This is a genomic window from Pseudarthrobacter cremeus (assembly GCF_051857465.1).
Lineage (GTDB): Bacteria > Actinomycetota > Actinomycetes > Actinomycetales > Micrococcaceae > Arthrobacter.
Genome location: NZ_JBPZHC010000004.1, coordinates 224,962 through 245,972, shown reverse-complemented (window position 1 = coordinate 245,972; position 21,011 = coordinate 224,962). Strand labels below are relative to the sequence as shown.

General features: G+C 67.4%; 16 protein-coding genes. 11 read left to right on the top strand and 5 right to left on the bottom strand.

What is annotated here, in order from left to right; genetic code table 11:
- Position 1 precedes the first annotated feature (1 nt).
- The 4 genes from treZ to ACS5PJ_RS09630 all read left to right on the top strand — a co-directional run bounded on the left by treZ (position 2) and on the right by ACS5PJ_RS09630 (position 6,861).
- Positions 2-1,771 carry a malto-oligosyltrehalose trehalohydrolase gene (treZ, locus tag ACS5PJ_RS09645; protein WP_439434798.1) on the top strand — a complete coding sequence of 590 codons (1,770 nt, stop codon included), beginning with the start codon at positions 2-4 and terminating at the stop codon, positions 1,769-1,771.
- A gap of 68 nt (positions 1,772-1,839) precedes the next feature.
- A complete protein-coding gene (locus ACS5PJ_RS09640) occupies positions 1,840-4,524 on the top strand; it encodes a hypothetical protein (protein ID WP_439434684.1) in 2,685 nt (894 codons plus the stop codon).
- A 52-nt stretch (positions 4,525-4,576) separates the two neighbouring features.
- Positions 4,577-5,614 carry an L-glyceraldehyde 3-phosphate reductase gene (mgrA, locus tag ACS5PJ_RS09635; protein WP_439434683.1) on the top strand — a complete coding sequence of 346 codons (1,038 nt, stop codon included), beginning with the start codon at positions 4,577-4,579 and terminating at the stop codon, positions 5,612-5,614.
- Positions 5,615-5,775: 161 nt separating this feature from the next.
- Positions 5,776-6,861 carry an inositol-3-phosphate synthase gene (locus ACS5PJ_RS09630; protein ID WP_439434682.1) on the top strand — a complete coding sequence of 362 codons (1,086 nt, stop codon included), beginning with the start codon at positions 5,776-5,778 and terminating at the stop codon, positions 6,859-6,861.
- Positions 6,862-6,944: 83 nt separating this feature from the next.
- Here ACS5PJ_RS09630 and ACS5PJ_RS09625 read toward each other — a convergent pair whose 3' ends face one another.
- From ACS5PJ_RS09625 to ACS5PJ_RS09610, 4 genes are all read right to left on the bottom strand, one after another.
- Complete coding sequence (locus tag ACS5PJ_RS09625; RefSeq protein ID WP_439434681.1) at positions 6,945-7,502, bottom strand: DUF559 domain-containing protein; 558 nt, start codon at positions 7,500-7,502, stop codon at positions 6,945-6,947.
- A 500-nt stretch (positions 7,503-8,002) separates the two neighbouring features.
- Positions 8,003-9,685 (bottom strand): formate--tetrahydrofolate ligase, encoded by a 1,683-nt coding sequence (locus ACS5PJ_RS09620; RefSeq protein WP_439434680.1) that lies wholly within the window; start codon positions 9,683-9,685, stop codon positions 8,003-8,005.
- A 34-nt stretch (positions 9,686-9,719) separates the two neighbouring features.
- The gene (mshA, locus tag ACS5PJ_RS09615) at positions 9,720-11,012 is read right to left on the bottom strand and encodes a D-inositol-3-phosphate glycosyltransferase (protein ID WP_439434679.1); all 1,293 of its coding nucleotides are present in this window, start codon (positions 11,010-11,012) and stop codon (positions 9,720-9,722) included.
- A gap of 60 nt (positions 11,013-11,072) precedes the next feature.
- The gene (locus ACS5PJ_RS09610) at positions 11,073-12,509 is read right to left on the bottom strand and encodes a family 4 glycosyl hydrolase (RefSeq protein WP_439434678.1); all 1,437 of its coding nucleotides are present in this window, start codon (positions 12,507-12,509) and stop codon (positions 11,073-11,075) included.
- A gap of 70 nt (positions 12,510-12,579) precedes the next feature.
- Between ACS5PJ_RS09610 and ACS5PJ_RS09605 the strand changes: the two genes are divergently transcribed.
- From ACS5PJ_RS09605 to tsaD, 6 genes are all read left to right on the top strand, one after another.
- Complete coding sequence (locus ACS5PJ_RS09605; RefSeq protein WP_439434677.1) at positions 12,580-13,671, top strand: PfkB family carbohydrate kinase; 1,092 nt, start codon at positions 12,580-12,582, stop codon at positions 13,669-13,671.
- Positions 13,672-13,732: 61 nt separating this feature from the next.
- Complete coding sequence (alr, locus tag ACS5PJ_RS09600; RefSeq protein WP_439434676.1) at positions 13,733-14,956, top strand: alanine racemase; 1,224 nt, start codon at positions 13,733-13,735, stop codon at positions 14,954-14,956.
- Positions 14,953-15,576, top strand: coding sequence for a tRNA (adenosine(37)-N6)-threonylcarbamoyltransferase complex ATPase subunit type 1 TsaE (gene tsaE, locus ACS5PJ_RS09595; protein ID WP_439434675.1), 624 nt, complete (start codon positions 14,953-14,955; stop codon positions 15,574-15,576). The genes alr and tsaE overlap by 4 nt, the downstream gene beginning before the upstream one ends.
- Entirely contained in the window at positions 15,576-16,247 is a 672-nt protein-coding gene (gene tsaB / locus ACS5PJ_RS09590; RefSeq protein ID WP_439434674.1) for a tRNA (adenosine(37)-N6)-threonylcarbamoyltransferase complex dimerization subunit type 1 TsaB, read from the top strand. Before tsaE ends, tsaB begins: the two co-directional genes overlap by 1 nt.
- Before the next feature lie 59 nt (positions 16,248-16,306).
- Entirely contained in the window at positions 16,307-16,783 is a 477-nt protein-coding gene (gene rimI / locus ACS5PJ_RS09585; RefSeq protein WP_439434797.1) for a ribosomal protein S18-alanine N-acetyltransferase, read from the top strand.
- On the top strand, positions 16,780-17,904 hold the full coding sequence (tsaD, locus tag ACS5PJ_RS09580; protein WP_439434673.1) for a tRNA (adenosine(37)-N6)-threonylcarbamoyltransferase complex transferase subunit TsaD: 1,125 nt from the start codon (positions 16,780-16,782) through the stop codon (positions 17,902-17,904). The genes rimI and tsaD overlap by 4 nt, the downstream gene beginning before the upstream one ends.
- Before the next feature lie 111 nt (positions 17,905-18,015).
- Here the strand turns inward: tsaD and ACS5PJ_RS09575 are convergent, their stop codons facing one another.
- Positions 18,016-19,167 carry a glutamate--cysteine ligase gene (locus tag ACS5PJ_RS09575; protein WP_439434672.1) on the bottom strand — a complete coding sequence of 384 codons (1,152 nt, stop codon included), beginning with the start codon at positions 19,165-19,167 and terminating at the stop codon, positions 18,016-18,018.
- 368 nt (positions 19,168-19,535) lie between these two features.
- Between ACS5PJ_RS09575 and ACS5PJ_RS09570 the strand changes: the two genes are divergently transcribed.
- Positions 19,536-20,981, top strand: coding sequence for a glycoside hydrolase family 3 N-terminal domain-containing protein (locus tag ACS5PJ_RS09570; protein WP_439434796.1), 1,446 nt, complete (start codon positions 19,536-19,538; stop codon positions 20,979-20,981).
- The last annotated feature ends 30 nt before the right edge of the window (positions 20,982-21,011 follow it).

The window sequence follows — 21,011 nt, the reverse complement described above, 5'->3', positions numbered from 1 at the left end:
CCTGACACACAACGGTTCCGGCCGGTTCGACGTCTGGGCTCCCAACGCCTCGGACGTTACGCTGCTCGCCAACGGCCAGCAGTACGCCATGGCCAGGACGCCGGCAGCTCCCGGAGCGGACGGCTGGTGGTCCGCGCCGGACGCGCCGGCTGACGTCGACGTTGACTACGGCTACCTGCTCGACGGCGACGACCACCCGCTGCCGGACCCCCGCTCCCGCCGCGTCCCGGACGGCGTCCATGCGCTGTCCCGCACGTACGATCCCGCCTCCTACAAGTGGCAGGACTCCGGGTGGCGCGGGAGGGAACTGCGCGGCGCGGTCATCTACGAACTGCACGTGGGAACCTTCACCCCCGAAGGAACGCTGGACTCGGCGGCCGGCAAGCTCGGCTACCTCGCGGAGCTCGGCATCGATTTTGTCGAGCTGCTGCCCGTCAACGGGTTCAACGGCACCCACAACTGGGGCTACGACGGCGTCCAGTGGTTCGCGGTCCACGAAGGCTACGGCGGCCCTGCCGCGTACCAGCGCTTTGTCGACGCGGCGCATGGGGCTGGCATCGGCATCATCCAGGACGTGGTCTACAACCATCTGGGACCCAGCGGCAACTACCTGCCACGGTTCGGCCCGTACCTGAACCAGGGCGACGCCAACACGTGGGGGGACTCCGTCAACCTCGACGGCCCGGGGTCCGACGTCGTCCGCGAATACATTCTGGACAACGCCGCGCTCTGGCTGCGGGAGTACCACGTGGACGGCCTTCGCCTGGATGCCGTCCACGCGCTGAAGGACGAGCGGGCCGTGCATCTCCTGGAGGACCTCGGCGCACTGGGCGATGCCATCGCCGCGGAGACCGGGCTTCCCAAGACCCTGATTGCCGAATCGGACCTGAACAACCCGCGGCTGATCTATCCGCGCCAGAGCAACGGTTACGGCCTGGCCGGCCAGTGGAGCGATGACTTCCACCATGCTGTCCACGTCAACGTCAGTGGGGAGACGGAAGGCTATTACGGCGACTTCGCCTCGCTCGGGGTCCTGGCCAAGGTCCTCAAGGACGGCTTCCTGCATGACGGCAGCTACTCCAGCTTCCGCGGCCGCCACCACGGCCGGCCCATCAACACCTCACTGGTCCACCCCGAGGCACTGGTGGTGTGCAGCCAGAACCACGACCAGATCGGCAACCGGGCCATCGGCGACAGGCTTTCGCAATCGCTGCCGTACGGCCCCCTGGCCGTCACCGCCGTGCTGACACTGACGTCGCCGTTCACCCCCATGCTGTTCATGGGCGAGGAATTCGGGGCCTCCACACCATGGCAGTTCTTCACCTCGCACCCGGAACCCGAGCTGGGCACGGCTACGGCGGAGGGCAGGATCCGCGAGTTCGAGCGCATGGGGTGGGATCCCGCCGTCGTGCCCGATCCGCAGGACCCGGAAACCTTCCGGCGCTCCAAGCTCGACTGGGAAGAGGCCACCACCGGCGATCACGCGCGGCTGCTGTCGCTGTACTGCTCGCTGACTGCGTTGAGGCGCAGCAATCCGGACCTGGCCAGCCTGGGGTTTGCGGACACTGACGTGACATTCGACGACGACGCCGGCTGGCTGCGTTTCCGGCGCGGGGCGGTGGAGGTGCTGCTGAACTTCTCCGCGTCACCGGTTCGGCTTCCGGCAGGCACCGGCGCGGTGCTGCTTTCGACCGACGAAGGTTCAGTGGCGGACGGCGATTCGTTCCTGCTCGCAGCGCACAGTGGGGCGGTTTTGGCTGCTGGGGCCTGAGTAGCCCCGAGTTGACGTAGACACTGGAGTGACCCGGGCGTACTATTCGCGTACTGAACTGACCAGCCGTGACCGGCGGCTCGGTGATGATGCGGGCGACGGAGGCCGTCATGGGTGACCACGTGGATAACGCGTCAAACGTTCCGGCATCGTTGGAACTCCGGATCCATGGCATCCGCAACACGCCGCCGCATGAGCTTCTCCGGTCGGGCAACCGGCCCCTCAAACCGGACGACGTCGAGCTTTCCTGGGGCGATGAGCTCGCGGGGTTCTACCGGGCAAAGCTCAACGGCGGCAGCACCCGCCTGGTGGAAGCCTACTCGTGGGGCCGGCTGGCCCGATTCACGGGGGTCGGAATGGCCGGGAAGATTGGCGACGCCGCCGTGCGGACGGCGTGGTTCCTGCTCATGCCTTTCGGCCTCACCAACGCAGCCTACTGGAGCCGCCCGCTGCCTGTTATGCAGCAGCGGGCGGAGACAGACCCGGACGCAGACCCGGAGGCAGTCCCGACGACAAGGCCGGCCACGGCCCGCGTGGACTACGCCGACGGGTGGCGGCACGGGCACGACGGTGCGGGCCGGATCAGGCTGTTCGCGTTGGTGCTGACGCTCTACTTCGTTGTGACAGTGGCGGTGGTCTCAATGGATCTGATCGCGGTCCAGTGTTTCCCTGCTGATGTTGACGGCGGCCAGTCGGGCCGGGTCTGCTCCGCGTTGCCTTCGTTCCTGGATGGGCTGGCCGGCTGGACGCGGGGACAGCGCGTTGCGTTGTTCGCACTCATGCCCATGCTGGCGGTAGGCATCCTGGGTGCCATCGCCTACCTGGCGCGGACGCGGTTCCATCCCAGGCCAAGCCTTGGGCCAGGCGCGCCGGGTGTGTCCGACTCGAGTGTCGAGTCGATACCTGTGCTCCCCACCCTCATGGTCCGGGACCTGTGGGAGGCCCGGAAGGAGATCCGCTACAACGGATTGCTGCACCTTTGGGCGGCTCTCGCGGCGATTTCCGCCATTATCGCGTGGGACGGTTTCTGGCAGCGGGTGGGCGGAGATCCCTGCGGAAACATGGGCACCCTCTTTTCCCAATGCCTTCCACAGCTGGTTCCCGGACGAATAGGCCCACTGGGTTTCCTGATCGCGGTGGCCTGGCTGATCGCGGCCGGAACCGTGGTGGCCGCCGGGATAGAGACGGTCCGGAAGTCCTCGCAGAATCCGGACCTTCCCTCCAAGGACGGGGCACCCTGGCTGCCGTGGATCGGCGTCGGGTCCTTGATCGCTGCCTTCCTGGCCGTGTTTGCTTCCGTCCTTCCCTGCACCCCCGTTGCCTGCGGCGGCGGCGTAGTAACCCGCCTGCTCGGGCTTGGTGGCGCCCCCGCTGCGCTCATGCTGGTGATGCTCGCGGTGATTCTCAGCATGAGCCTGCTGAAACGGCCCGACTATGACAAGCAGACGCTGGGCTGGCGGGGCAAAGGCGCGGCAGTCTTCTCCACGCTGGCGCTGGGCTCTGCCACCATTCTCAGCTGCGCCATCGTGGGGGGCGCTGCCACCGTTCTGCAACGAAACCTCGAGCGCAGAAGCGCCACCGACGACGGCATGTGGAGATTCGGCCCCATCGTCGCCGACATCCTGGTCCCGCCGTCGGTCTTCACGCTCTTCAGCGGGTTGCTGCTCGTGGTGATCCTGGTGGCCGCCATTGCGTGGGGGATCGGTTCGCTGCGTGCCGTCCGAAGGATGGAGTGGAACACCCCGGATGCTGCGGTGGCGGAGCTGCTGGCGGCATACGGTGCATCTCCGCCATTGCCTCAGCGGGAAGCAGCCGGCCAGAAGCTGGTTGCCGCCCGGCGGACCGCTTCACTCGCCCACCGGGCAGAAGCCGTGGTGTCCCTTCTCGCCATCCTCATCTTTCTGGGGCTGCTGTCCGCCCTGGTCCTGGGAAGCGTCAAGGACGTGTGGGGAACGGGCGGGGCGGCAGGGCTGTATATGTTCATCGAAGGCATGGGAGTCCTAGGCCTTGCCGCGGCCGGCGCCACGATTCTGGGCCTGGCGGTGCTGTCAGCCAGGCCGAATTCCCGGCCGTTGGCCCTGCTGTGGGACCTGATGTGTTTCATGCCAAAGACCGCCCACCCGTTTGGTCCGCCCAGTTACGGCGAGCGGGCGGTACCTGAATTTGCGGCCAGGATCGCTGCCTGGCTGGATGGCACGGACGGCGCGCCACCGGCTAAGACCGGAATGGTGGCAATCTCGGCGCACAGCCTGGGCGCGGTAATTGCCGTCAGCTCACTCTTCCACCTGAAGTCGACGCGGCCGGACCTGCCCTTCAACCGCATCGGCCTGCTGACCTACGGAACCCAGCTAAGGCAGTACTTCGGCCGGTTTTTCCCCGAACTTTTTGGGCCGGCAGTCCTCGCCACTGCCCCGGCCGCCGCTGCCAAGCTCACCGCCGCCGGAAGCCCGGACGATGACCGGGCGGAGGCCGTTGGTCCCACGGGCCCGGAGTACCGGAACCTCAGTCACATCCTCGGGCCCGGTTCCAACAGATGGGTGAACCTGTACCGCAAGACGGACTATCTCGGCTTCCCGGTCCTGTACAAGGGTCCCGGCGGTGCCGAGACCGTCGAGGCGGACGCCTATGCGCAGGAAATGGATTCCTTCTCCTATCAGTTCATGGTGGTGAGCCACAGCGACTACCTGCAGGCGCCCCAATACGAGAAGGCGATTGCCGACGTCGTCAACGCGTTACCGGGTCCAGGGCCGTAACCGTGTCCCATCGCGGTCTGTTGTGCGCGTCACTACTGGCAGGATGGTGACTATGACTTTTTCAGCCGCGGACAACCGCTATGAATCCATGCCCTACCGCCGCGTCGGCCGCAGCGGACTGAAGCTGCCCGCCATTTCGCTTGGCCTGTGGCACAACTTCGGTGACGACAAGCCCTTCGAGGTTCAGCGTGCAATACTGCGCCGCGCGTTCGACCTGGGCGTTACCCACTTCGACCTCGCCAACAACTACGGCCCGCCGTACGGCGCCGCCGAGACCAACTTCGGCCGCCACTTCAAGGACGACTTCAGGCCGTACCGCGACGAACTCATCATCTCCAGCAAAGCCGGCTACGACATGTGGCCAGGGCCGTACGGCAACTTTGGCTCCCGCAAGTACCTGCTGGCCAGCCTGGACCAGTCACTGGCCCGCATGGGCCTGGACTACGTGGACATCTTCTACAGCCACCGCCCGGACCCTGAGACACCCATGGAAGAGACCATGGGAGCCTTGGACCAGGCTGTGCGTTCCGGCAGGGCCCTTTACGCCGGCATCTCGTCCTACACTCCGGAGCAGACCCTGGAAGCGGGCCGGATCCTGAAGGAGCTGGGCACGCCGCTGCTGATCCACCAGCCGAGCTACTCCATGCTGAACCGCTGGACCGAGAACGGCACACCCAACCTGTATGAGGCGCTGGACCAGGTGGGCGCCGGCTCCATCGCCTTCTCGCCGCTGGCCCAGGGTATGCTCACGGACCGCTACCTGAAGGGCGTGCCCTCTGATTCACGGGCAGCGCAGGACAAGTCCCTGGACGAAGGCATGATCACCGACGAAAACCTGGACAGGATACGCGGGCTCAACAGGATTGCCGAGGGCCGGGGCCAGTCCCTCGCGCAGATGGCCATAGCCTGGATCCTCCGCGAGCAGGGCAAGGGCTCTTCGGTAACATCCGCACTGGTTGGGGCATCCAGCGTCCGGCAGTTGGAAGACACCGTGTCCGCCAGCAGCAACCTGGACTTCACAGCCGAGGAACTGCATGCCATCGACGAGTTCGCGGTGGAGTCTGACATCAACCTCTGGAAACAGAAGTAAGCACTTTGTCACACACCGGCCGGCAGGGGCCGGGAACATTCCTGGCCCCTGCACAGTTGGGTAAGATGAAAAGGCGCCGAATGGCGCTCTGCCTGCCGTCCGCCGTCGTACTTTCCAGTACTCACTGCCGGGATGGCTGAAGTTGTCTTCAAAGGAGTTCCGTGTCTTCAAATCCGATTCGTGTTGCAATCGTTGGTGTGGGTAACTGCGCCGCCTCGCTGGTCCAGGGTGTGCAGTATTACCGTGACGCCGATCCCCAGGCTACGATCCCGGGCCTGATGCACGTGGAGTTCGGCAAGTACCACGTCAACGACGTCCAGTTCGTTGCCGCGTTCGACGTGGACGGCAAGAAGGTCGGCGTTGACCTTGCGGATGCCATCCTCGCCAGCGAAAACAACACCATCAAGATCGCTGACGTACCGCCCACCGGCGTGACCGTGCAGCGCGGCCACACCCTGGACGGACTCGGCAAGTACTACCTCGAGACCATCGAGCAGTCCACGGAAGAGCCCGTTGACGTTGTCCAGGCCCTCAAGGACGCCAAGGCTGACGTCATGGTCTGCTACCTGCCTGTTGGCTCGCAGGAAGCCGCCGAGTTCTACGCCCAGGCAGCGATCGACGCCGGCGTGGCGTTCGTCAATGCGCTTCCCGTGTTCCTCGCCGGCACCAAGACCTGGGCTGACAAGTTCACTGCCGCCGGGGTCCCGATCGTGGGCGACGACATCAAGAGCCAGATCGGTGCCACCATCACGCACCGCGTCATGGCCAAGCTGTTCGAGGACCGCGGCGTCACGCTGGACCGCACCTACCAGCTGAACGTAGGCGGCAACATGGACTTCAAGAACATGCTGGAGCGCGACCGCCTCGAGTCCAAGAAGATCTCCAAGACCCAGGCTGTCACCTCCAACGTCGAGGCCGAGATTGCTCCCCGCGACGTCCACATCGGCCCGTCGGACTACGTCCAGTGGCTGGACGACCGCAAGTGGGCTTTCGTCCGCCTCGAAGGCCGCAACTTCGGTGACGCTCCGGTGTCGCTCGAATACAAGCTGGAGGTCTGGGACTCACCCAACTCAGCCGGCGTGATCATCGACGCCATCCGCGCCGCCAAGATCGGCCTGGACCGCGGCATCGGCGGCCCGCTGCTCTCCGCCTCGAGCTACTTCATGAAGTCGCCGCCGGAGCAGTTCAACGACGACCTCGCCCGCGAAAAGGTCGAAGCCTTCATCCGCGGCGACCTGGAGCGCTAACCGCCTTTCGACGCTCGTTGCTCTATCAGTTGTGGTCCCCAAACCTCAGGTTTAGGAACCACGACTGATAGGGCAACAGGCATTTAAGGGGACCGGAACGCCAAACGGACTTGGATGACCGCGCGCCTGAATCCGCGGGAAAGATCGTCCGCGTTGAACTTGAAGTACCTCCAACCGGCTGCATTAAAGGCTTCGTCGCGGCGATTGTCGCGTGACTGCTGCTCGCGTGAGAGGTGATGACCGCCGTCGTACTGGATGGCGATGCGCTGTTCCCTATATCCCAAGTCCGCGGCCGGCGAGTCCTGGTCAGCATCCGTTATGCGCAGCTGCAACTCGGGCTCGGGCAGGCCGGCTGCGGTCAAGGCCAGCCTCAGGAAGGTTTCGGGCGCAGAATCTGCACCGGGACGGAGGAGCTCTGCTGCCTCCATGGCTTTGACGATTCCTTTGAGCTTTGGGTGCTTGCTGATCATGTGGCGAAGCTGGGGAAGTGTTGACCACGGCTCCACGCGGACTTCCAGTCCGGGCCGGGGCTGGCGGATCAGCTGGTCGCCCACAGCCACCAGGTCCTCCAGAGGGATCAGGCCTGCGAGGTCGAGCCATGTCCTGGCGGGCGTGGAAATCCGCATCCCATCCAGCGTCATGATCTCCGTTTCAAAAGCCAGCACAGTGTGGCCGACCACCCCGTGACGCCGCACCGGGGGCAGGTTCCGGGATTTGCTCAGATGGAGTTCACGGCTGTTGCGAAACCAGGTTGGCAACCAGAGTCCCAGTACGACGGCGGCAGTTACGTGTGAGATCCATGCCCCGGGAGTGGCGGCAGAGAGGGCCCTCGCAAGACCCCGAAGCTCAAAGTCCCAGCCAGTTGGCCAATACAGCAACCGTCCTGCCGTAGCGACGTCGGATGAACGGAGCCTGCCCTGGCTCAGGCCGGCCGCCCTCGCTTCATGGAGCGTGAACGGAGCATCCGAAAGCTGAAGCGGCAGAGGAGGGGAAGGGCGCATGGGCACCATTGTTGCCCGAAGGGGACTTGCGCTGCAGAAGATATCCACAGGCCCCGATGCTCTATCAGTTGCGGTCGCCAAAGCACCGGAATGGCAGCCAAAAGTGATAGAGCAACCGGGGGAGGGGTGGTGGGAGGGGGTCAGGTGAGGCCTACGGGGTTGCCGGCGTCGTCCACGTCCATGCGCATCGCTGCGGGGGCGGCGGGCAGGCCGGGCATGGTCATCACCGCACCCGTCAGCGCCACGATGAAGCCGGCGCCGGTCTTGGGAATGAGGTCGCGCACGTGGATGGTGAAGCCCTTCGGCGCGCCGAGCCTGGCGGCCTCGTCACTGAACGAATACTGGGTCTTGGCCATGCAGACGGGCAGCCCGGTCCAGCCGTTCTTTTCGATGTCGGCCAGCCGCTTCAGGGCAGGCACGGAGAAGTCCACGCCGTCGGCGCCGTAGATCTCCTGGGCGATGGTCCTGATCTTCTCCTCCACAGGCAGATCCAGGGAATACAGGTGCCGGAAACTGTTCGGTGCGGCCACCACCGCCGCCACCTTGGCTGCCAGCTCGTCGCCGCCGTCCCCGCCGCCACCGCGGCCCCAGACATCGGCAACCGCGGCCTGTACGCCCTCCGCGGCACACCACTCGAGCAGCCAGCTGAGCTCCTCCTCGGTGTCGGATGAGAACCTGTTGATGGCCACCACCGGGGTCACGCCGAACTTCTCCACGTTGTGCACGTGCCGCCGGAGGTTTGCCACCCCGGCCTGGAGCGCTTCAAGGTCCGGCTCGCGTAGCCGGTCCGCCGGCACCCCGCCATGCATCTTCAGCGCCCGCACCGTTGCAACAACCACGACGGCGGAGGGTGCCAGGCCGGCCACCCGCGCCTTGATGTCCATGAACTTCTCCGCCCCCAGGTCAGCCCCGAATCCGGCCTCTGTGACCACAATGTCCGCGAGCCGCCGCGCCGTCTGGGTTGCGATCAACGAATTGCAGCCGTGCGCGATGTTGGCAAAGGGGCCGCCGTGGACCAGCGCGGGAGTACCGGCGATGGTCTGCACCAGGTTCGGTTTGATGGCCTCCTTGAGCAGCAGGGTCAGTGCGCCCTGGACGCCTAGGTCCGCCACCGTGACCGGCACCCGGGCGTAGGTGTAGCCGAACGTGATCCTGCCGAGGCGCTCGCGGAGATCAGCCAGATTCTTGGCCAGGCAGAAGACGGCCATGATCTCAGAGGCCACCGTGATATCGAAACCGTCCTGCCGTGGAACACCCTGGGTGGGTCCGCCGAGGCCGATGATCACCTCGCGGAGCGCCCTGTCGTTCATGTCCAGGACCCGCTTGAACGTCATCCGCCGCGGATCGATGTTCAGCTCGTTGCCCTGGTAGATGTGGTTGTCCACGAGGGCCATGAGGGCGTTGTTGGCCGAGGTGATGGCGTGGAAATCACCGGTGAAGTGCAGGTTGATCTCGTCCATGGGCAACACCTGCGAGTAGCCGCCGCCCGTAGCACCGCCCTTCATGCCCAGGACGGGACCAAGCGAGGGCTCGCGCAGGGCAATCATCACCTTGTGGCCCAACCTGGCGAGCGAGTCTGCCAGCCCCACCGTGGTGGTGGACTTCCCCTCACCGGCGGGCGTGGGCGACATCGCCGAGACCAGCACCACCTTCCCGGCCGGTGCCGGGGCTTCGAGCCGTGCGGGGTCGATCTTGGCCTTGTACCGCCCGTACTGCTCCACGGCGGATCCGTTGATGCCGGCGGCCGCCGCGATCTCCTCGATGGGCCGGATGGTGGCCTGCCGGGCGATCTCGAGGTCAGTGAGCGTATTCCGTTCAGACATCCTTGTCCTTTGGTTGGGTACAGCTGGCTTGAGTCTAGGGCCCCGGGACAGAGGGAACAGCGGGTGCAACAGGGGCAGCCGGAATCAGTTGGCGCCCCAGGTAATCGTCGACGGCGGCCCGGTACGTTTCCAGCGTCAGGGCTGCAGTGTGCTGCCAGCCGGAGTTCTGGGCCTGGATTGCCGCCGCAAGCCCCATGACCTCGCGGGTGGCGGGGTCGTCGTACATGGCCTCGAGCGCGTCTGCCCAGTCCGAAGCGTGGTGCCCGTCCACCAGGAGCCCGGTTCGGCCGTGGCTGATGGCCCGCGAGAGCCCGCCCACCCGGGTCCCGATCACCGGCGTACCGCAGGCCTGGGCTTCGAGCGCCACCAGGCCAAAGGACTCGCTGTAGGAAGGCATCACCACAACGTCGGCCGCCCTGAACCAGGACGCCAGCTCCGGCGCGCTGACCGGCGGAAGGTGCGTGACGACGTCGTCCATTCCGGCCTCGGTGATCAGCTGCCGCAGGTTGAAATCCTTGTTGCCGCTCAGCGCCCCCAGGATCGTGATCCGGAGATCGATGTCCGGGCGACGGGACCGCAGCCGGGCGGCGGCTTTGAGGAGGATCTGCGGTCCTTTCAGGCGCTGGATCCGGCCGGCGAAGAGAATGTGGAACGTCTCCGGCGGCACCCCATGGTCCGCCCTGGACCGCGACCGGAACGCGGGGGTGAAGGTGCTGAGGTCCACGCCCGGCGGCGCGATATCGATCCGGTCCAGATCGGCACCGTAGTGGGATTCGAGTTCGGCGGCCTCGGCGCTGGTGTTGGCAATCAGGCGTGCGGCACCGTCGACGATCCGGTGCTCGCCCTCTTCACGCCGCCGAGGCTCTGGCTTCTCGCCCGACTCCAGCAGGAGGTTCTTGACCTTGGCCATGGTGTGCATGGTGTGGACCAGCGGCACGCCCCAGAGCGCGGAGAGTTCCAGTCCGGCGATCCCGGACACCCAGTAGTGCGAATGGATGATGTCATATCTGCCGTGTTTCTGGCGCCGGCGGATCTGCTCGATCTCGGCCACCATGCTGTGCAGCAGCTCCGGAAGTTCTTCCTTGGGGATCTTCCGCGACGGCCCGGCCAGCACATTGTGCACGCACACGCCGGGGTCCGGATGTTCGACGGCGGGCTGCTGGGCTGACGTGGCACGGGTAAAGATCTCCACTTCCACACCGGTTTCCGCCAGCGCCGATGCCAGCTCCCGGATGTAGACGTTCATTCCGCCGGCGTCGCCGGAGCCCGGTTGCTCCATCGGGGAGGTGTGGAGGGAGAGGAACGCGACCCTGCGGATCAGTGTCATCCCTGCTCCTCCCGCCGCCGGAGCCTGCACCGGCCATGCTGTCGTCCACTCGGTAAAACACTACTCCTGCGGACGCCAGAGCATCCGCAGCGCCGGAAACGCCTGTTCATAACCGGCGAGAAGGGCGGCCCCCAGCTCGGCCCGGTCCACCAGCGGATGCCGGGCGAACGCCTCAACGGCTGCCGCCCGGTCGCCGTGGGTGGCTGCCCGGACTGTCAGCTGTTCGACCTCCTTGACCCGGCGCAGCAACACGAGCTGTTCCGGAGCCGGCGCTGACTGCGGAAGCGGCACCGCGCCGTCGGGCGTTACAGTGCAGGGGACCTCGACGACGGCGTCCGCCGGCAGTCCCGGAATGGCCGGTCCGCCCGGGGTACTTTGGCCCGGGGTGCTTTGGCCCGGGGTACCCGGGGCCGAACCCAGAGTGTTGGGCGTGTTCAGGATCAGCTGCGAATCGCCGGCCCCGGCCAGGGCCCGCATCACGGCCAAGGCCACGCGTTCGTAGCCGCCGCCGGCGAGGTCGTCCTCGTCGCGCTGCTCCCCGTGGGTCCGGGCCTCGGCGAGGTAGCCTTCTTCCCGCGAGCGGCGGGCGGCGTCCCAGAGCCGGTAGGCCTCGCCGCCTGCGGCGGCGAGCCGCGGATACAGCTCCGCCTGCTGGCGGTGGATGGACTCACCGCGGGTGGCGGGCATGGCGCGCATGCCGGCCGCCGCACTCTCCAGCTGGTAGTAGTAATAGAGGTATTCGTTGGGAAGTGCGCCCAGCCCGGCCAGGAACGGCTGCGGGAAGAGCCGGCCCTCCTCGAACGACTGCAGCGCCTGCGCGTCGGCGAGCAGGTCCGGGAGAACATCCCGCCCGCCGGACTCCAGCCGGTAGAGCCAACCTAGATGGTTCAGGCCGTAGTAGCCGACGCCGTCGAGCCGTCCGTCCGCCAGGGGGACACCCGCCGCCCGCGCCGCCCGGTGCACCAGGCCGCCGGCAGAATCGCAGATCCCGATGACTTTCCGGCCCAGGACGGGCACGAGCGCCTCCGTGACCATGCCCGCCGGGTTGGTGAAGTTGATCAGCCAGGCGGCGGGGCACAGCTCCTGCATCGTCCTTGCCAGCTGCAGCATTTCCGGGATGGTCCGCAGGGCGTAGGAGATGCCGCCGGCGCCCGTGGTTTCCTGGCCGAGCAGGCCAAGGTCCTGGGCCACCCTTTCGTCGGCGATGCGCCCGGCCGTGCCGCCGGGCCGGATCGCCGCGAACACGAGGTCCGTCCCGGCCAGGGCCTCCGGCAGGGAGGTGGTGGTGCGGATCGTGGGAGTCAGGCGCCTGCCGCCGGTACCGCCGGCGCCGGGCACCGGCATGGCCCGCAGCACCGCGGTGATCGCCCCAAGGCGGGCGGGGTCGACGTCGTACAGCACCAGCTCGCTGACCAGCCCGGCGAAGGGCCCGGAAGCCAGGGCACGGTACACAAGGGGTACCCGGAACCCGCCGCCGCCGGCAATCATGAGACGCATAGTCAGCAGTGTAGGCCGCACGCGGCAGGTCCCCTACCGTCAGGCCGCGGCAGGGCGTAGTCTGCGGCACATGGACGCAATTCCGGACCGCCGCTACGATCCGCTTTCCCTGGTCCGCCAGCCATCGGACGGGGAGTTTGACCTGATCCTTGCCGGGACGGTCTTCCAGGACATCATCTTCACCGGATTGCCGCACGCCCCGGAGCCGGGCACCGAAATCTGGAGCGAGGGCATGGGCAGCTGCCCCGGCGGGGTGGCGAACCAGGCCATTGCCGCGGCAAGGCTGGGCCTCCGCACCGGACTGGCTGCGGCGTTCGGCGACGACGGCTACGGGGACTACAACTGGAAGATCCTGGCAGGGCAGGAGCACGTGGATCTGAGCCTGTCGCGCCGCGTGGCAGGCTGGCATTCGCCGGTAACTGTCTCGCTCAGTGTGGCGAAGGACCGGTCCCTGGTGACGCACGGCCACCCGGCCCCCGTTTCATCGTCTGAACTGATCGGTTCGCCTCCGCCGGCGCTCGCCGGAATCGCCGAGCTGGGGGTCGAGATTGAGCCCTGGGCCAAGGTGGCTTACCAGTCCGGCGTGAAGCTGTTCGGGGATGTGGGCTGGGACCCCAGCGGGGAGTGGTCTCCGGTCCGGCTCGAAAACCTGCAGTACTTCCATGCGTTCCTGCCCAACCAGCGGGAGGCCATGGCCTTCACCGGGAAGGACAACCCGTGGTCAGCACTGTACGCGCTGGCGGACCGGGTGCCCGTCGCGGTTGTGACGCTCGGGGCGCAGGGGGCGATGGCCGTGGACTCCGAGACGGGTGAGGAGGAGTGGGTGCCGTCCCTGCCGGTGACCGCGTTCGATCCCACCGGTGCCGGTGACTGTTTTGACGCCGCTTTCATCGTGGGCACGCTGGCGGGCTGGCCGCTGGGCAACCGTCTCCGCTTTGCCAACCTCTGCGCCTCGCTGGCGGTCCAGGAGGTGGGAGGATCGCTCGCGGCTCCCGGCTGGGGCGACATCGCCGACTGGTGGAAGAGGGCCAACTCCCGGCCCGAACGCCAAAGCAGCCAATGGCTCCGCCGCTTCGGATTCCTCGCCGAAATCCTCCACGACGTCCCGGTGGGAGCACAGCGCCGGGCCACGGCAACCATCGCGCACCTCTCTGACGCCTGAGCGCAGCTCAGGAAAGTACGGCGATTATCCGGCCCCGAGTACCCGCACTAGAATCACTAAGGTGACTTACCCCGTAGCAACCGGTGACTTCAGCGCGGCCTCAGGATCTTATCCTCTGTACGAGCGGTCCGCCGTCATCGACCTGGACGCCATCCGGCACAATGTGCGAAGGCTGGCAGACGCAGCATCGCCCGCCAAGGTCATGGCAGTGGTCAAGGCCGACGCCTACGGGCACGGCGCGGTTCCGGTGGCGCGTGCTGCCCTCGAGGCCGGAGCCTCCTGGCTGGGTGTCGCGCACATCTCGGAGGCCCTTGCGCTGCGGGCCGCCGGGATCGAAGCGCCGCTGCTGGCCTGGCTGCACACCACGGAAAGCAACTTTGCCGCGGCAGTGGCTGCCGGCGTCGACATCGGCTGTTCCGGCTGGGAACTGGACGGCATCGTGGCGGCCGCGCGTGACCAGGAACGTCCCGCCCGCATCCATCTGAAGGTGGACACCGGACTGGGGCGGAACGGGGTGACCCTCGAGGACTGGGACCGGTTGCTGGGCGAGGCGATGGAATACCAGGACGAGGGCCTCCTGCGTGTAGTCGGCATTTTTTCGCACCTCTCCGTGGCAGACGAGCCGGAGCGCCCGGAAACGGACGAGCAGCTGGCACTGTTCCGCGAAGTGCTGGCCGCCGCTGAGGACGCCGGCGTGGACCCCGAAGTCCGGCACCTGGCAAACACCCCCGCCACGCTGTCCCGGCCGGACACCCACTTCGACCTCGTGCGCGTGGGCCTGGGCATCTACGGCCTCTCGCCCTTCGAAGGCCAGACCTCCGCTGAACTGGGACTCCGCCCGGCCATGACGCTGCGCACCGTGGTGTCCCAGTGCAAGGACGTGCCGGACGGCCAGGGAGTCTCCTATGGCCTCCGCTACCGCACACAGGGCCCCAGCACTTTGGCGCTGATCCCGATGGGCTATGCCGACGGCGTGCCCCGGGTGGCTACCGGCGGTCCGGTCCGGATCGCCGGCAGGACGTACCCGGTGGTGGGCAGGATCGCCATGGACCAGATGGTCATCGACCTGGGGAACATCGGCGCCGCCGGGGCGGGCCTCCTCGGCGCGGAAGCCGTCCTGTTCGGCAGCGGGGACGACGGCGGGCCCACCGCCGATGACTGGGCCGTCGCCGCGGGAACCAACAACTACGAGATCGTGACCCGGATCAGCCCCCGTGTCCCGCGCCGGTACGTTAACGACCACCCCGCCGCCGGATCCCCGGCCAACGGCCAGGCGACGCCGTGAGCGTTCCGGCCGCCGCGGAGGCGCCGAACTGGGAACTGACGCTGAGGGTCACGACGGCGGACCAGACCCACGCGCTCGGCGCGGCTCTGGGGGCGGAGCTTGAGCGCGGGGACCTGCTGGTGCTCAACGGCGGGCTGGGCGCGGGGAAGACCACGTTCACGCAGGGGCTAGGCGAAGGCCTGGGGGTGCGGGCAGGGATCATCTCGCCCACTTTCGTCCTGGTGCGCATCCACCCGAACCTGCCTGAGGGTCCCCGCCCGGGCGGTCCGGACCTGGTGCATGTGGACGCCTACCGGCTGGGTTCGGCGTCGGAGATTGATGACATCGACCTTGAGAACACCATGGACTCAGCGGTGACCGTCGTGGAGTGGGGGCGCGGGCGCGTGGAGCACCTGAGCGAGAGCCGGCTTGAGGTGGATCTGCACCGCGCGGTCGGCCTGGAAACGCCCGGGCCGGGTGCCGGCGGACCGCAGCCAGGGCACCCCGAAACCCTGGACTTTGACACTGACGACGGCGACGAACCGCGCACCATCGTGCTGCGCGGCTTCGGCCCGCGCTGGAACACCAGACCTGACCTTGGGCGGGCCATCAGCGGCGCCGCCATTGAAGGGACACCCTGATGCTGATCCTCGCCATCGACACCTCCGCAGTGGCCAGTGCCGCCCTGGTTTCGGACGACGCCCTCGAAGGCGTGGTGGCCAGCTTCTCGACCGAGGACACCCGCAGCCACGCCGAGGTGCTGGCCCCCGGGATTGAAGACCTGCTCTCTGACGCCGGGGTCACAGGCCAGGACATTGACGCGATCGTGACAGGAGTGGGCCCCGGCCCCTTCACCGGCCTGCGCTCCGGAATTGCCACCGCCCGCACCCTGGCCTTCGTCTGGGACAAGCCCTTGTATGGCCTCATGAGTCTGGACGCCGTCGCGCTGGAGGTGGCCGAGTCCACCGATGCCGCGGCGGAATTCCTGGTGGTCACGGACGCCCGCCGGAAAGAGGTCTATTGGGCGCGGTACAGCCTCGCGGACGGGCAACTGCCGCAGTTGGAGGACGGCCCCCATGTGGGCTTCGCCGCTGACCTGCCGGATCTGGCTGCCTACGGTGCCGGTGCCGGACTCTACAGTGACGTCCTGCGCGCGGACCCCGATTTCAGCGCTGAACAGCCCGACGCCCTGTACCTGGGCCAGTTTGCCCTGGCCCGGCTGGCGGCCGGCGGCAAGCTGCTGGACTCCACCCCCCTGTACCTGCGCGAATCCGACGCCCAGGTCCCCGGGCCGCGGAAGCGGGCACTGTGACAGATCCCCAGTCCCCGCAGCCCCGGCCTGCGCAGGCTGACGGGGTCTCCCTCCGGGACATGACCCTGGAGGACGTTCCCGCGGTCAACACCCTTGAACAGCGGCTGTTTCCGGCCGACGCCTGGCCATTGCAGATGTTCCTGGCTGAACTGTCCCAGCCCGGGACGCGCCGCTACCTGGTGGCGGAAAGCGGGGGCGAGATCGTGGGCTATGCCGGCCTGATGTGCATCGAGCCGATCGCGGATGTCCAGACCATCGCCGTCGTGCCCGAATTCGAAGGGCGGGGGATCGGTTCGGCCCTCCTGACCCGGCTCATCGACGAAGCCCGGAGCCGTGGTGCGGCGGACGTCCTGCTGGAAGTGCGCGAGGATAATCCGCGGGCGCAGCAGCTCTATGTGCGTTTCGGTTTCGAAAAGATCCATATCCGCCGGAAGTATTACCGCGACGGCGTCGACGCCCTGATCATGCGGCTGCAGCTGCTCCCCGAAGGCGGCGGGACAACCGCGGATCCCCCAACGGAAGCAGGCCAGGCATGAACACCTCGCAGCCACTGGTGCTGGGCATTGAGTCCTCCTGCGATGAAACCGGCGTCGGAATCGTCAGGGGAACAACCCTGCTCACCAACACCGTCTCCTCGTCCATGGACGAACACGTCCGCTTCGGCGGAGTGATCCCGGAGATCGCCTCGCGGGCGCACCTGGACGCCTTCGTGCCCACCCTCCGGCAGGCCCTGTCCGAGGCCGGCGTGACGCTGGACGACGTCGACGCGATTGCCGTCACGTCAGGTCCCGGTTTGGCCGGCGCACTGATGGTCGGCGTGTGTGCAGCGAAGGCGCTCGCCGTGGCCACCGGCAAGCCGCTGTACGCCATCAACCACCTGGTGGCGCACGTCGGCGTGGGGCTGCTGGAGGGAAAGCGCGACGGCGGGTCGTCGGTATCATCCCCGACGGGAGCCCCTGGTGCCCCGCAACTTCCGGAAAACCTGGGCGCCCTGCTGGTCTCCGGCGGGCACACCGAGATCCTGAAGATCAACAGCATCACCGACGACGTCCAGCTCCTCGGCTCCACGATCGACGACGCCGCCGGCGAAGCATACGACAAGGTGGCCCGCATCCTGGGCCTCGGCTACCCGGGCGGCCCGGCCATCGACAAACTGGCCAGGGAAGGCAACCCCAAAGCCATCCGTTTCCCGCGTGGCCTCACTCAGCCGAAGTACATGGGCACCGCGGAAGAACCGGGCAAGCACCGCTACGACTGGTCCTTCAGCGGGCTGAAGACCGCCGTGGCCCGCTGCGTAGAACAGTTCGAGGCCCGCGGCGAGGAGCTTCCGGTCGCGGACATTGCAGCTGCATTCCAGGAAGCCGTGGTGGACGTGATCACGTCCAAAGCCGTGCTGGCCTGCGTTGAACACGACATCAAGGATGTCCTGCTGGGCGGCGGCGTGGCGGCAAACTCCCGGCTCCGCGAGCTGACAGCCAAGCGCTGCGCTTCGGCGGGAATCAGGCTTCACGTGCCGCCGCTGGACCTCTGCACGGACAACGGCGCCATGGTGGCGGCCCTCGGTGCGCAATTGGTGATGGCAGGCATCGGTCCGAGCGGCATCCGCTTCGCCCCGGACTCCTCCATGCCGGTCACCGCGGTGTCACTTCCGGCCTGACGGCAATGCGCCCCCGCCAACCTTCGCGGGGCACTTTGGGGGCGCCGCCGTCGTCAATCCCGACGGCGGCCGGCGTGTCCGTGTCGAAGTGCCCCGTTTCGGCCGGGAAAGTTAGCCCGTCGGGCCGTTCCGCATCTGCTTGACCAGGTCCAGCACCACGGCCCGCAGGTCGCCGCCGTGCTCGGCGGCGACGCGGCGCTGGCGCTGGTATCCGGCACCGCGGCGGATGATCTTCTCGACGTCGGCGAGTTCGTCGGGGCAGCCGAGCTTGGCGGCTACCGGCTCAAGCCGGTTCAGGGTCTCCAGCAGGTTGTCGGTGACCAGCTGCTCCTTGCCCGCAGCGTCAAGGATGATGATCGCGTCCATGCCGTAGCGGGCGGCACGCCACTTGTTCTCCTGGACGTGCCAGGGCGGCATGGTGGGGATGGTGCCGCCGTTGTCCAGGGTGGTGGAGAACTCGTCCACGAGGCACTGGGTCAGGGCGGCGATCGCGCCGACCTCCTCCAGTGTTGCCAGGCCGTCGCAGATCCGCATCTCGATGGTGCCGAAGTGCGGCACGGGCCGGATGTCCCAGCGGATTTCGGAGAGTGAGTCGATCACCCCGGTGGTGAACATGTCCTGTGCGTAGGACTCGTACTCCTCCCAGGACCTGAACTGGAAAGGAAGGCCCGCCGTCGGCAGCTGCTGGAACATCAGGGCGCGCTGCGATGCGTAGCCGGTGTCCTCCCCGCCCCAGAACGGACTCGACGCCGAGAGCGCCTGGAAATGCGGGAAGTAGTTGACCAGCCCGTCCAGCACCGGCAGGGCTTTTTCGCGCCGGTCCAGTCCCACGTGCACATGGACGCCGTAGATGACCATTTGCCGGCCCCACCACTGCGTGCGGTCGATCAGTTTGGCGTAGCGCGCCTTGTCCGTCACCGGCTGGAGCTGTGGCGGGCTGAACGGGTGGCTGCCGGCGCAGAAGATTTCCACGCCCATGGGGTCGGTGATTTCGCGGACGGCGGCGAGTGACCGGTTGAGGTCTTCCTTCGCTTCGCCGGCGGTTTCGCAGATGCCCGTGACAAGTTCCACGGTGTTCAGGAGCAGTTCCTGCTTGATGTGCGGGTGTTCGTCATCCTCGTTCAGTTCGGGGTGCTTGGCGGCAACTCCACGGAGAACCTCTTTGGCCACGGATGCCAGTTCTCCGGTCTCACCGTCCACGAGGGCCAGTTCCCATTCCACACCAAGAGTTGATTGCTTCGATGAAGCGAAATCAATCTTCATGCGTTCCCCTAACTGTTCCCGTTGTGCCCGGCGCACGCCGCGTTCAAGTCTAGTGCAGGGGTAGCATGGATTTGATGGCCTTGTTCCTGCGGACGCGTGACTCTTTTCATCAAACCACCCTTATTCTGGCTGCCGCCGCCACCGTGGCCGTGATGGCTGGTTGCTCGGCTGTCCCCGCCGCCGATCCAGTGTCATCGGGATCCGTTCCAGCCTCTCCTGCAGCTTCCGCCTCAGCCTCAGCCACGGGATCACCGAGTCCGACGTCGGCGCCACCACCGGCTTCCCCCTCACCGGACCCGGGGCTGCGTCCCCTGGGCTGGGGTCCTGAACAGCGGGACCAGGACACCGCCGCCGCAGCAGTGACTGCGATGACGGTGGAGCAAAAGGCAGGCCAGGTGCTCATGCCGTTCTACAGCGGCACCGGCGTTGAAGCGCACGCCGCCACCATTGAACGGCTGCACCTCTCAGGCTCCATCATCATGGGCGACAACGTCCCGCTTGATGCGAACGGGCGGGTGGACCCGGTGGCCATGACGGCAATCAACACGCGGCTGGCCCAGGCCGCCCGCGCTGACGGCCGGCCGTGGCCAGGGCTCATCGGGGTGGATCAGGAGGGCGGGATCGTTGCCCGGCTCGGCGCCCCGCTGACTGAATGGCCGACGCCGATGAGCTACGGGGCCGCCAATAACGGGGCGCTCGCCAAGGAGGGTGCACACGGCATGGCCGCCGAGCTGGCACCGCTGGGGTTCAACGTGGACTTCGCCCCGGACACGGACGTGACCGTGGGCCCGGCGGATCCCACCATCGGAGCGAGGTCATTGTCCGGGAACCCGGATGCCGTGGGGGCCCTGGGCGTCCCGTTTTTCCAGGGCATGCTGGCGGCCGGCGTTCTCCCGGCGGTTAAGCACTTCCCGGGACACGGTTCGGTCGCCGTGGACTCGCACCAGGACCTGCCGGTGCAGCCCACCGGCCTGGACGAACTCAAAGCCCGCGACTGGAAGCCGTTCCAGGCCGCCATTGCGGCCGGTGCCCCGATGGTCATGACCGGGCACATCGCCGTACCGGCCCTGGAACCCGGCGTCCCGGCGTCGTTGTCCCGGCCCACCTATGCCGCACTCCGGGGGCTGGGTTTCAACGGCGTAGCCATCACCGATGCACTCAACATGGGAGCGGTGCAGAAGCACTACCCGGGTGGGTCCGCCGCACCGGCAGCGCTGTCCGCCGGGGCGGACCTGCTGCTGATGCCTACTGACGTGGGACTGGCCCACGCCGCCATTGTGCAGGCAGTTGCCGCCGGCAGCCTGCCGGTTGAGCGGCTCACCGAAGCGGCCCAGCGTGTTGCGACCATGATGACCTGGCGCGGGCGGCTTGCCGCACAAACTGCCGCGCAACCTGCCGCGGCGCCGGGCAGCGGTAATGCGCTCTCTGCCAGTGTCTCCGCTGCCGCGCTCACGGTAGTGTCCGGCGCGTGCAGCGGGCCCCTCGTCCCGGGCAGTGTCCAGCTTGCCGGAGGGTCTCCGCAGGACAGGGCGCGGTTCGAGGCGGCCGCCGCGAAAGCCGGGCTCGCCACCGGGAGCGGCCCGCTGGTGACCCTCATCGGCTACAACGGGCGTCCGGCGGGCGGAGACATCGCCGTGGCGCTGGACGCTCCCTGGCCCTTGGGAGCCTCCAGTTCCCCCACGAAAATCGCGCTCTACGGCCGGACCCAGGGGGCCTTCGACGCGCTGGCGAGCGTCCTGGCCGGAAAGGCCGCAGCACCGGGAAAGCTGCCCGCCGCCGTCGGACCCTTCCCCGCCGGGACCGGCTGCCCTTAGATTGCGCCGCGGCTTATCCCCGCGCCCAAC

Bases quoted from the DNA above. Each gene is read 5' to 3' on its own strand.
- mgrA (WP_439434683.1), top strand. From the start codon at position 4,577: ATGACTTTTTCAGCCGCGGACAACCGCTATGAATCCATGCCCTACCGC.
- ACS5PJ_RS09625 (WP_439434681.1), bottom strand. From the start codon at position 7,502: ATGACGCTGGATGGGATGCGGATTTCCACGCCCGCCAGGACATGGCTC.
- ACS5PJ_RS09620 (WP_439434680.1), bottom strand. From the start codon at position 9,685: ATGTCTGAACGGAATACGCTCACTGACCTCGAGATCGCCCGGCAGGCC.
- mshA (WP_439434679.1), bottom strand. From the start codon at position 11,012: ATGACACTGATCCGCAGGGTCGCGTTCCTCTCCCTCCACACCTCCCCG.
- ACS5PJ_RS09610 (WP_439434678.1), bottom strand. From the start codon at position 12,509: ATGCGTCTCATGATTGCCGGCGGCGGCGGGTTCCGGGTACCCCTTGTG.
- ACS5PJ_RS09605 (WP_439434677.1), top strand. From the start codon at position 12,580: ATGGACGCAATTCCGGACCGCCGCTACGATCCGCTTTCCCTGGTCCGC.
- tsaB (WP_439434674.1), top strand. From the start codon at position 15,576: ATGCTGATCCTCGCCATCGACACCTCCGCAGTGGCCAGTGCCGCCCTG.
- rimI (WP_439434797.1), top strand. From the start codon at position 16,307: ATGACCCTGGAGGACGTTCCCGCGGTCAACACCCTTGAACAGCGGCTG.
- tsaD (WP_439434673.1), top strand. From the start codon at position 16,780: ATGAACACCTCGCAGCCACTGGTGCTGGGCATTGAGTCCTCCTGCGAT.
- ACS5PJ_RS09575 (WP_439434672.1), bottom strand. From the start codon at position 19,167: ATGAAGATTGATTTCGCTTCATCGAAGCAATCAACTCTTGGTGTGGAA.
- ACS5PJ_RS09570 (WP_439434796.1), top strand. From the start codon at position 19,536: ATGACGGTGGAGCAAAAGGCAGGCCAGGTGCTCATGCCGTTCTACAGC.